Raw genomic sequence first — 10,722 nt, forward strand, 5'->3', positions numbered from 1 at the left:
CCAACGGCCGGGTGACGAGCGCGCGAACCCTGACCAACAGCCCGTCCAGCGACGATCCGTTCCCCGACGAGCAGTCCGTCCCGGTCGGGGAGATCGCCACACTGGCGGACCTCCCGGTCGGCGTCGCCCCCCGCACCGTCGACCTCGGCGCCCGCGGCGACTACCGGGCCGTGGCCCGGCAGTACTGGGACGGCCGGGTACGCGTCGTCGCGATCCCGCTGTCCGGCGTCCAGGAGACCGTCTGGTGGATGGTCGCCGCCCAGGCCGCGGTGGCCGCCGTCGGGCTGGTCATCGCAGGAGCCGCCGGCGCGCTGATCGTCCGCGCCACGCTGCGTCCACTGAGCCGGATGGCCGCCACCGCCACCCGGGTCACCGAGCTGCCGCTGGACCGCGGTGAGGTGGCCCTCGCCGTCCGCGTCCCGGCCGAGGACACCGACGCGCGTACCGAGGTCGGCCAGGTCGGCGCCGCGCTGAACCGGATGCTCGGCCACGTCGCCGACGCGCTCGCCGCCCGGCAGGCCAGCGAGACCCGGGTACGCCAGTTCGTCGCCGACGCCAGCCACGAGCTGCGCACGCCCCTGGCGGCGATCCGGGGGTACGCCGAGGTTGCCCGACGCGGCCGCGACGAGGTCCCCGCCGACGTGGCGCACGCGTTGCGCCGCGTCGAGTCCGAGAGCACCCGGATGACCAGTCTCGTCGACGACCTGCTGCTGCTGGCCCGCCTCGACACCGGCCGACCGCTCGCGGTCGAACCGGTCGACCTGACCGCCCTGGTGGTCGACGCGGTCAGCGACGCCCACGTCGCCGGCCCCGGACACCACTGGCAGCTGGACCTGCCGAAGGTGGTGATCCGGGTGCCCGGCGACGCCGCCCGGCTGCACCAGGTGGTGGCGAACCTGCTGGCCAACGCCCGTGTGCACACCCCACCGGGCACGACGGTGACCACCACGCTGAGCGTCCAGGGCGACGCCGCCGTGCTCGCCGTCGCCGACGACGGGCCGGGCGTGCCGGCCCAGCTGCGACCGGAGCTGTTCGAGCGGTTCGCCCGCGGCGACAGCTCCCGGTCCCGGGCGCACGGCAGCACCGGCCTCGGCCTGGCCATCGTGGCGGCGGTGGTGGAGGCCCACCACGGCACCGTCGCGGTGGACAGCCGACCGGGACGGACCGTGTTCACCGTCCGGCTGCCGAATCCCACAGCTGACGCATAGGGGGCGCGCCGGCCGGTCAGCCGGCGGGGGAGCCCAGCACCTCCGCGAGGACCTCGACGACGCGTCGCGTGTGGCGCCCGTCGGGGTCCTCGTCGACGTTCAGGTCCGTCACGCTCACGCCGAGCAGCCGGTCGGCGCGGGCCAGTGGCGTGACCAGCGCGATCAGGTCCGGCCAGCGCAGCCCGTCCGGCTCGGGATAGGTCACCGCCGGCAGGTCGCGCGGGTCCACCGCGTCCAGGTCGAGGTGCAGCCAGGCCGGCCCGTCCCCGTCGACGGCCAGCCGGGCCCCGACCGCCGCGGCGCCCTCGCTCAGCAGCTCGGCGGCGGGCAACTGGTGGATCGCCGGGTCGATCCGGGCCGCCTCGACCCGGCCGCTGTCGTCGGCCGACGGGCGGTGCCCGAGCAGGTGGACCCGACCGGGGTCGAGCAGCGCGCCGTCGCACCCGATCGCGGCGGCCGGACCGTGCCCGGTGACGACCGACAGGTCCATGTCGGCGGCCTCACCGCTCGGCGACGTCACGCCGTCGAGGAAGTCCGGATGCGCGTCGACGAACCACAGCTCCGTCGCCGGCGGCAGGGCACGGCAGATGCCGGGCAGGATGGCGCAGTCCCCGCCGAGCACCAGCGGCCGCCGCCCGTCCGCGATCAACGCCACGATCCGGGCGGTGATGGCCGCGCCGGCGCGGACCAGGCCGGCGGCACTGATCACGCGGCTCGCCGGATCCCGGACACTGTCGCGCAACCACGCCTCGTCCACCCGGCCACCGTCGTCGGCGGCCAGGGCGTCCAGCAGGCCGGCGCCGCGCAGCGCGGCCGGGGCCCGCTCCTCGCCGCGCCCGGCCCCGGAGGAGTCCAGCGGAGCGTCCACGATCGTCCAGCGCACGTCCGCAGCGTACCGGCGGGGAACGGACGCCCCGGCCACATTCTGTGGCGAGGCTGGGAGTACGCCGATGTGCCCGCGACGGCGCTGACGATCGGCGTACGGTGGCAGACAAGTCCGGCTTTCTGGGTCAAAAGCCTCAACGCTGTACGCCCGGGACGCCGGTGTCGAGACGGGCGAGGACAAGGAGCGATCGGTGATCCATCTGGCCTACCTGGACGCGGGGTCCGGCAGCCTGATCGTGCAGGCGGTCGTCGGCGGGGTCGCCGGCGTCGCGGTCGCCGCCAAGCTCTACTGGCGGCGCCTCGTCGACCGGTTCCGCCGGCAGCCCACCGACCAGCGGTGACCCGGTCCGTTCCGGCGATGCCGACCGCGCCCGTCCGGGTACGGCCCGAGCCGGCCTCCTTCCGCGACCCAACCAACCGGGTCTTCCACGTCGGCGACGAGGTGCTGCGCGGGCTGGACGCCCAGGCCGCCGAACACTGGCGGGCGCTCACCGCCAGCACTTTCTTCCCCGCACTGGTTGCCGCGGGCAAGGTCTGCGCCACCGAGGACGCCCCACCGACGCTGGTGCCCGCCGGGGTCCCCTGGGCCGCGGTGCTGCGCCACGAACGGATCCCGTTCGTCTCCCACCCGTACGAGTGGTCCTTCACCATGCTGCGCGACGCCGCGCTGCTGCACACCGAGATCCTGCGGGCGGCGCTCGCCGACAATTTCACCACCAAGGACGGCTCCGCCTACAACGTGCAGTGGCACGGCGCCCAGCCCGTCTTCATCGACATCGGCTCGTTCGAGCCGGTCCGCGACGGCGAACCGTGGGCCGGCTACCGGCAGTTCTGCCAGACCGTGCTCTACCCGCTGCTGCTCACCGCCCACCTGGGCGTGGACTTCCAGCCGTGGCTGCGCGCGCAGGTCGACGGCATCGAGGCCGAGCAGCTCCGGCCGCTCTTCGACGGGACCCGCCGGCTGCGCCCCGGCGTACTGACCCACCTGCACCTGCACGGCGCCATGCAGCAGCGCAACGCCGCCGCCAGCACCACCGACGTACGCGCCCAACTGCGCGCCGCCGGCTTCTCCCGCGAACTGCTGCTGTCCACCGTGCGTGGCATCGAGAAGCTGCTGCACCGCCTCGACCGCCGTCCAACCGACAGCCACTGGGCGGACTACCAGCGCACCTGCGGTTACTCCGCGCGGGACCGGACGGCCAAGGAACAGTTCGTGACCGCCGCGCTGACCGCCGGCACCCGGCCCCGTCTGGTGCTCGACCTGGGCGCCAACGACGGCCGGTACTCCCGGCTGGCCGCCGCGTACGCCGACTACGTGGTCGCCGTCGAGCAGGACCCGGCCGTCGTCGACGACCTGTACCGGGCGCTGCGCGCCGAGGGGCAGCACCGCGTCCTCCCGCTGGTGCTGGACCTCGCCGACCCGTCACCCGGCGGCGGCTGGCGGGGCGTCGAACGGGCCGGTTTCGCCGAGCGGGCCGACGCCGACGCGGTGCTCGCCCTCGCGGTGGTGCACCACCTGGCGATCGGACGCAACGTGCCGCTGCCCGAGGTCGTCGACTGGCTGGCCGGGCTGACCGCGCCGGGTGCGACGGTGGTGGTGGAGTTCGTCCACCCCGAGGACCCGATGGCCCGGCGGTTGCTCGCCAACAAACCCGAGGGCCTCTTCCCCGACTACCGGCGTGACGCGTTCGAGGCGCTGCTCGCCGCCCGGGGCCAGATCACCGACCGTCTGGAGCTGCCCTCGGGCACCCGAACCCTCTACCGGGCGGTGCTGGGTGACTGAACCGGCGGCGCGGCGGTGGGACCGGGGCTGGCGCGGTGAGCTGGGCCGCCTGCTGGAGGTCGTGGCGCTGGTCGGGCTGGTGGTCACCCAACCGCTGCTGGACGTGCTGGGTCGCAGCCCCGACTTCTTCCTGTTCCACCGCGCGGCCCGGGGCAGATCCTGCTGCTGACGGCCCTGGTGGCGGTGGCGCCCACCGTCGCGGTGGCGCTGCTCGGCGTCCTCAGCCGACTTGCCGGCCGTGTCGTCCGGGCCAGCACCCACACCGGGCTGGTCGGGCTGCTGTTGGCCGCCCTCGCCGTGCAGGTGGGCCGGCACGTGACGCCGCTTCGGGGCGTACCCCTGCTGCTCGTCGCCGGTCTGGCCGGCGCGGCCGGTGCGGCCGCGCACCGGCGGTGGCGGGCGCCCGGTCGGGTGTTGCGGCTGGCCGCCGCCGGACCGGTGGCCTTCGTGGCCCTCTTCCTGTTCGTCTCACCCACCTCGGCGGTCGTGCTGCCGCGCGGCGACACCGGCGCGGCCGGGACCGCGCAGGGTACGGGCGTGCACCCGCCGGTGGTCATGGTGATCCTCGACGAGTTGCCGCTGGTCAGCCTGCTCGGCGCCGACGGGCGCATCGACGCGGCCCGGTACCCGAACTTCGCCGAGCTGGCCGGCGCCTCGACCTGGTACCGCAACGCCACCGGCGTCAGCGGCTGGACGCCCAACGCGCTGCCGGCAATGCTCACCGGCCGCTACCCGGCGCGGCCGGTGGCCCCGCACTACTCGCAGTACCCGGACAACATCTTCACCGCCTTCGGCGGCCTGTACGACATCCGCGCCGAGGAGAGCATCACCCGGCTCTGCCCGCCCAGCCGCTGCGAACAACCCGTCGCCCCCGAACAGGGCCTCGGCGTGCTGGTACGGGAGACCGGCAAGCTGCTCGGGCAGGTCGCAGGGCCGACACCCAGCCGGGTCGACCCGGAGGACTCCTACCGGGAGAAGACCCGCGCCGAGGCCGGCCTGGACGCCGCCGAGCCGGTGCCGGCCGACCCGAAGTTCCGCTGGGACAGCCTCGACGACAACCAGCCCGCCCGGTTCACCACCTTCCTGGCCGGGCTGAAACCCGAACCCCGACCCGTCCTGCACTTCCTGCACCTGCTGATGCCGCACTCGCCGTGGGCGTACCTGCCGTCCGGCGCGCGCTACGACGCCCCGGAGGACCTGCCCAACGACGGCGCCGGCTGGGTCGACCTGGCCCGGCAACGTCACCTCGCGCAGCTCGGCTACACCGACCGGCTGATCGGCGAGACGCTGCGGACGCTGCGCGCCAGCGGCCTCTTCGACCAGGCCCTCGTGGTGGTGACCGCCGACCACGGGGTGAGCTTCCACCCGGGCGCCCAGGGGCGGGGCATGGACGCCATCAAGGCCGCCGCCGGCGAGGTCGCGTGGGTGCCGATGTTCGTCAAGGAGCCCCGGCAGCAGACCGGCCGGGTGGACGACCGCAACTGGGAACACGTCGACCTGCTGCCGACCGTCGCCGACGAGGCCGGCATCCGCCTGCCCTGGCGGGTCGACGGCCGATCCGCCCGGCAGACGCCGCGCACCGACGGTACGAAGCACTTCTACGACCGGCCCGGCGAACCGGTCACCTTCCCCGGCGGTGTGCCCGCCCCGCCGCCGCTGCCGACGCCACACCCCCTAGTCGGCACGGAGGTCCGCGCCGGCGCGACGGAGGGCAACGCGCGGGTGGCCGACCTGGCCGCGTTCCGGTCGACGGACCCGGACACCGGCACCCTCCCGGCACTGGTCTGGGGCGACGTTCCGGACCGGATACCGGACGGCGCGCTGCTGGCGGTGGCGGTCAACGGCCGGATCGGGGCGGTCGTCCCGGTGGTGCCACCCGATCCCGGTGGACGCCGGTTCGCCGCCCTGCTCGCCGACGACCGGCTGTTCCGCGCCGGCACCAACCAGTTGGACGTCTACCAGGTCGCGGGGGACGGTACGCTGCGACGCCTCGCGCTGTCCTGAGCCTGCCCGGAACCCGGTCCCGCCCACCGGGAACAGGGTTTCCCGACCATCCGGTCGGGAATCGGGTGACGCAGACCTCACCGCCGAACCACGGCGGCCGTTGTCCCCCGAGCCGCAATTACGGTAGAAGCGAAGGCAATTCAACGTAGATCTGCCGGCGAAGCGAGGAACCACATGACGGAAGTCAAGCTCGATCACCCCGGTGGGCAGCTGTCGATGCCGGTACATCCCGCGGTCGAGGGCCCCGCCGGTATCGGGGTGAGCAAGCTGCTGAAGGAAACCGGGATGACGACGTACGACCCCGGTTTCGTCAACACCGCCGCTGCCTCATCCGCGATCACCTACATCGACGGCGACGCGGGGATCCTGCGTTACCGGGGATACCCGATCGAGCAGCTGGCCGAGAAGTCCTCCTTCCTGGAGGTCTCGTACCTGCTCATCTACGGTGAGCTGCCGACCGAGCAGCAGCTGACCGAGTTCACCGAGTGGATTCGGCGGCACTCGCTGCTGCACGAGGAGATGCGCCGCTTCTTCGAGGGCTTCCCCCGCGACGCCCACCCGATGGCCGTGCTGTCGTCGGCGGTGAGCGCGCTCTCCACCTTCTACCAGGACAGCCTGGACCCGTTCGACTCCGAGCACGTGGAGATCTCCACGGTCCGGCTCATGGCGAAGGTGCCCACCATCGCCTCGTACGCGTACAAGAAGTCCATCGGGCAGCCGCTGCTCTACCCGGACAACTCGCTGGGGTACGTGGACAACCTGCTGCGGATGACCTTCGGCGTGCCGGCGGAGCCGTACGAGGTCGACCCGGTGACGTCGAAGGTGCTGGACATGCTCTTCGTCCTGCACGCCGACCACGAGCAGAACTGCTCCACGTCGACCGTCCGGCTGGTGGGCTCCAGCAACGCCAACCTGTTCGCCTCGGTGTCCGCCGGCGTGAACGCGCTGTTCGGCCCGCTGCACGGCGGCGCCAACCAGGCGGTGCTGGAGATGCTCCAGCAGATCCAGGCCGGCGACGACGACGTCCGCTCCTTCGTCCGCAAGGTCAAGAACAAGGAGGACGGCGTCAAGCTGATGGGCTTCGGCCACCGGGTCTACAAGAACTACGACCCGCGGGCGGCGATCGTCAAGAAGGCCGCGCAGGACGTGCTGGGCCGGATGGCCAAGCCGGACCCGCTGCTGGACATCGCCATGGAGCTGGAGGAGATCGCGCTCGCCGACGACTTCTTCGTCTCCCGCCGGCTCTACCCGAACGTGGACTTCTACACCGGCCTGATCTACAAGGCCATGGGCTTCCCCACGAAGATGTTCACGGTGCTGTTCGCGCTCGGCCGGCTGCCCGGCTGGATCGCCCAGTGGCGCGAGATGATCAACGACCCGGAGACCAAGATCGGCCGTCCGCGGCAGGTCTACGTCGGCGCCGCCGAGCGGGACTACGTCCCCTTCGCCGAGCGCTGACCTCCGCTTTTTCGCAGCACGCCGACAGGCCGTCGACCCCTCTCGGGTCGGCGGCCTGCGGCCTGCGGCCTTACCGGCCGGGCGGGCGGCGACCCACCCGGCCTGCGGCTCACCCGGCCTGCGGCTCACCCAACCTCACTCCGGGTCCCTGTCCTCGCCCCTGTAGAGCTGCCCCGCATGTGGGGCGGCCGTGTCGGTTGTGGGGCCGCGGTGTCGGTTGTGGGCCGCGGTGTCGGTTGTGGGCCGCGCCGTCGGTCGGGCGGCCGGCCCGTCGATGATCGACTCGACATCGCTGATATCGGGGTATCCCGCGCGGGGGGACACCCCGATGTCGGCGAAACGGAGTCGATCAACCGACCGTCCCAGCCTTTGGGCGGCTTCCCCGACCGACACCGCCGACACGGCCTCCGCTCGCTCTCCGGTGGCCGCCGCCGCCCCATTTCTGGGGCAGGTCTACAGGGCCTGCCTCCTAAAGAGGGGGAAGGGTAGGCGGGCGGCAGCCGGGACACCCGGCGAGCCGTTGGCCGCCGGAGCACCGGCGAGCCGCGCCCGACGTCGGGGCGTCAGAAGGCGGAGATGTCGCGCGCCCGCTCGGTGCGGCTCAACGCGCTGATCAGCGCGGACTGGCCGTGCCGACGTACGGCGAGCCGAACCAGCAGGTCGCGCACCGGGTCGAAGACCTCCGCCGGGAACACCGGCGTGGGCACGCCGACGCTGACCGCGAGGTCGTCGGAGTGCACGACGATCTCCAGTTGGCGCGTGAGCAGGAATTCGCCGCGTCGCAGGGACCAGCCCTGCCACGGGATCGGCACGACGTCGCGGGCGGCGCCTCGCGACAGCAGGTCGCTGACCTCGTCCAGCGCGCGGGCGGAGCGGGCGTGCAGGTCCGCTGGTCCGCGTAGCGCGTCGGCCTCGTCCGGGCCCGCGGCGACCGACTCCTCGTCCGGGGTTCCCTCGGTGACCCAGGCGGCCCGCTCGTAGTGGCTGTCCGCGGTCTCCAGCGTGGGCAGGTCGGAGGGTGCCGGCAGCAGTTCAGCCGCCCGCACCGCCTGACGTCCCAGGTGGCACGCCAGGGCTCCCACGGACATGTGCGGCAGGGCACTCGGGTTCGACCACTGCTCGGACACCTCGGGCCGCCGGATCAGGTCCAGCGCGATCGAGGCGGCAAGCGGGAAGGAGGAGTCCAGGGAATCGGCAGGACGAGACATCCGCACATTCTGACAGGCCGGGCAGGCCGCCGCCGACCTCGCAGGCCCGAGGTCAGGGCAGCGGGACGACGTACGAGTCGACGCGGGCGATGAGATTGTCGCGGAACGTGAACAGGTCGTTGAAGGCGAATCGGAGCGGCCCGTGCTCGACGCTGACCCCGCGGCCCTCGCCGGTGGTGACGACGACCGGGCCGTCCTCGTGGACGCAGTGGACGTCGAGCTGCGGGCTGCCGCTGAACGCCGGGTTCTCGATCTCGCCGTCGAACTCGGCCTTGCCGCGGGTGGTGCGGTGGCCGTGGATGACCCACTCGACGTCGTCGGTGAGGGTCGCGAGGATTCTTGCGTGGTCGCTGGTCCGGAATCCGGCGAAGTACTCCGCGACGAGGTCGCGTTGGGTCGTCTGCGTCATGGCGTTCTCCATCAGGGTGTTGTCTCGTCGAGGTGCGCGGCGAGGGCGTCGAGGATCGAGCCGAGCCCGTCGGCGGCCTGGGCGCTGCGCAGCTCCGGGGGAAGCCGACGCTGGTGGACGGTGAGATCCACGCCATCGCCGGCGGGCTGGACCGTGACGGTCGTGCGGAGCCCGGTGACGGGTTCGTCGAACACGAGCTGGTGAGGGGCGGCGACGCTCACGTAGACGAAGCGGAGCGGGCGGGTCGCGCCGTCCGGCGCGCGGGTGACGAGCGTGAACTCGCCGCCGGGACGCAGGTCGACGGTCACCGATTCGGCGGGCACGGTGGCGTGCGAACCGCCCCAGAACGCCGCGATGCTCGCCGGCGAGGTGAAGGCGGCCCAGACCCGCTCCGGGCTCGCCCGGAAGTGGCGTCGGGCAATCAGCTCGTCGCCGCGCAACCGCGCGCCGGCGCTCATCGGGCCGCTTCGCCGTCGGTGAGGTGCCGTTCCAGAGCGTCGAGCCGGTCGTCCCAGGCTCGGCGCTGCTCGTCGATCCACCCGCCGAGCAGGGACAGCTGATCGGCGCGCAGCCGGCAGGGACGTTTGGTGCCCTCGCGTCGTTGCTCGACCAGGCCGCACCGGCGCAGGACGCCGACGTGGTGGGAGATCGCCTGCGGGGTCAGGTCGAACGGTGCGGCCAGCTCGCCCACCGTGGCGTCGCTCTGCGCGAGACGGGCCACCAGGGCGCGGCGGACGGGGTCGCCGAGGGCGGCGAAGGCCGCGTCGAGGTTCGGGACGGGCGCCGCGAGCGAGGAGGGCACGGGCCCACCCTAGCGCAAACACCCGTTTGCGCAAGCGATGGTTTGCGTATCAACGGCCGACGTCGGGGCGTCCCAGAACAGGGACACCCCGACGTCGGTGAAACGGAGCGGTCAGCGCAGGCCGGCGGCGGCGAGCAGGTTGCCCTCGGGAAGCGCCGGGAGGCCCCGCCCGTGGGCCATGCGCCGCTCGGCCCGCTCGGCGGTGAACGCGGCGTCGGTGGCGATGGCGGCGGCGTAGCTGGCGGCGGTGCGCTGCGCGATGGCCGCCCAGCCGTACTGGTCGTGGACCATCCGGCGGGCACGGCGGGCCATCACGCGGGCGCGGTCGGAGTCCGACAGCAGCGCGTGCACGGCTTCGGTGAGCCCGTCCGGGTCGTGCGGCTGGAAGGTCATCCCGGTGACGCCCGGCTCGACGATCTCGGCGAGGCCGCCGGTGGCGGCGACGGCCAGGGGCGCGCCGGCCGCGGCGCCCTCCAGGGCCACCATGCCGAACGGCTCGTAGATGCTCGGCACCGCGAAGCAGTCGGACGCGGCCATCAGCGCCGGCAGGTCGGTGCCGCCCAGGAAGCCCGGCATGGTGACCATGCCGCCGAGCCCACGGCGGTGCACCTCGGCCTCCAGCTCGGCGCGGTACGGGCCGTCGCCGGCGATCACCGCGCGCAGCCCGGGGTGCCGCTCGCGCAGCCGGGGCAGACCGGCGATCAGGTGCTGGACACCCTTCTCGTACACCAGGCGGCCGGCGAAGGTGACCAGCGGGCCGTCGCCGGCGAACCGGGCGCGGGCGGCGGCCACCGCGCGTGCCGGCACCCGCCAGCGGTGCGGCTCCACGCCGTTGGCGACCACGTCGACCCGTCCGGCCGGTACGCCGAACAGGGCGTTCACCTGGTCGCGCATGTATCCGGAGCAGACGATGACCCGGCCGGATTCGTTGCTGAGCCATTGTTCGACGCCGTGGATGGTGCGGT

General features: G+C 73.4%; 9 protein-coding genes and 2 pseudogenes. 5 read left to right on the plus strand and 6 right to left on the minus strand.

Annotated features, from left to right (window positions below; translation table 11 throughout):
- Positions 1-125 precede the first annotated feature (125 nt).
- Positions 126-1,208 (plus strand): annotated as a pseudogene (locus JNW91_RS10085) (sensor histidine kinase); the annotation flags it as partial.
- 16 nt (positions 1,209-1,224) lie between these two features.
- Here JNW91_RS10085 and JNW91_RS10090 read toward each other — a convergent pair.
- Complete coding sequence (locus tag JNW91_RS10090) at positions 1,225-2,091, minus strand: arginase family protein (protein WP_203174616.1); 867 nt, start codon at positions 2,089-2,091, stop codon at positions 1,225-1,227.
- A 193-nt stretch (positions 2,092-2,284) separates the two neighbouring features.
- Between JNW91_RS10090 and JNW91_RS10095 the strand changes: the two genes are divergently transcribed.
- From JNW91_RS10095 to JNW91_RS10110, 4 genes and pseudogenes are all read left to right on the plus strand, one after another.
- Positions 2,285-2,434, plus strand: coding sequence for a hypothetical protein (locus JNW91_RS10095; protein WP_167517342.1), 150 nt, complete (start codon positions 2,285-2,287; stop codon positions 2,432-2,434).
- A 17-nt stretch (positions 2,435-2,451) separates the two neighbouring features.
- The gene (locus JNW91_RS10100; RefSeq protein ID WP_203174617.1) at positions 2,452-3,876 is read left to right on the plus strand and encodes a methyltransferase; all 1,425 of its coding nucleotides are present in this window, start codon (positions 2,452-2,454) and stop codon (positions 3,874-3,876) included.
- Positions 3,869-5,880: pseudogene (locus JNW91_RS10105) on the plus strand (sulfatase-like hydrolase/transferase). The gene JNW91_RS10100 and the pseudogene JNW91_RS10105 overlap by 8 nt, the downstream one beginning before the upstream one ends.
- A 174-nt stretch (positions 5,881-6,054) precedes the next feature.
- Positions 6,055-7,338, plus strand: a complete 1,284-nt coding sequence (locus JNW91_RS10110; protein ID WP_203174618.1) for a citrate synthase — start codon at positions 6,055-6,057, stop codon at positions 7,336-7,338.
- A 563-nt stretch (positions 7,339-7,901) separates the two neighbouring features.
- On the opposite strand, the gene JNW91_RS10115 is transcribed toward JNW91_RS10110, so the two are convergent.
- From JNW91_RS10115 to JNW91_RS10130, 5 genes are all read right to left on the minus strand, one after another.
- Positions 7,902-8,546 (minus strand): maleylpyruvate isomerase N-terminal domain-containing protein, encoded by a 645-nt coding sequence (locus JNW91_RS10115; protein WP_203174619.1) that lies wholly within the window; start codon positions 8,544-8,546, stop codon positions 7,902-7,904.
- 52 nt (positions 8,547-8,598) lie between these two features.
- Entirely contained in the window at positions 8,599-8,955 is a 357-nt protein-coding gene (locus JNW91_RS32100; RefSeq protein ID WP_238424699.1) for a nuclear transport factor 2 family protein, read from the minus strand.
- Positions 8,956-8,966: 11 nt separating this feature from the next.
- A complete protein-coding gene (locus tag JNW91_RS32105) occupies positions 8,967-9,413 on the minus strand; it encodes an SRPBCC family protein (RefSeq protein ID WP_238424700.1) in 447 nt (148 codons plus the stop codon).
- Positions 9,410-9,757, minus strand: coding sequence for an ArsR/SmtB family transcription factor (locus tag JNW91_RS10125; protein WP_203174620.1), 348 nt, complete (start codon positions 9,755-9,757; stop codon positions 9,410-9,412). Before JNW91_RS10125 ends, JNW91_RS32105 begins: the two co-directional genes overlap by 4 nt.
- Before the next feature lie 111 nt (positions 9,758-9,868).
- Positions 9,869-10,722: glycosyltransferase family 4 protein (locus tag JNW91_RS10130; protein ID WP_203174621.1), on the minus strand; the 854-nt coding region annotated here is incomplete at its 5' end.

This window comes from Micromonospora parastrephiae (assembly GCF_016802865.1).
Classification (GTDB): Bacteria; Actinomycetota; Actinomycetes; order Mycobacteriales; family Micromonosporaceae; genus Micromonospora; species Micromonospora parastrephiae.

Bases quoted from the DNA above. Each gene is read 5' to 3' on its own strand.
- JNW91_RS32105 (WP_238424700.1), bottom strand. From the start codon at position 9,413: ATGAGCGCCGGCGCGCGGTTGCGCGGCGACGAGCTGATTGCCCGACGC.
- JNW91_RS32100 (WP_238424699.1), bottom strand. From the start codon at position 8,955: ATGACGCAGACGACCCAACGCGACCTCGTCGCGGAGTACTTCGCCGGA.
- JNW91_RS10110 (WP_203174618.1), top strand. From the start codon at position 6,055: ATGACGGAAGTCAAGCTCGATCACCCCGGTGGGCAGCTGTCGATGCCG.
- JNW91_RS10115 (WP_203174619.1), bottom strand. From the start codon at position 8,546: ATGTCTCGTCCTGCCGATTCCCTGGACTCCTCCTTCCCGCTTGCCGCC.
- JNW91_RS10100 (WP_203174617.1), top strand. From the start codon at position 2,452: ATGCCGACCGCGCCCGTCCGGGTACGGCCCGAGCCGGCCTCCTTCCGC.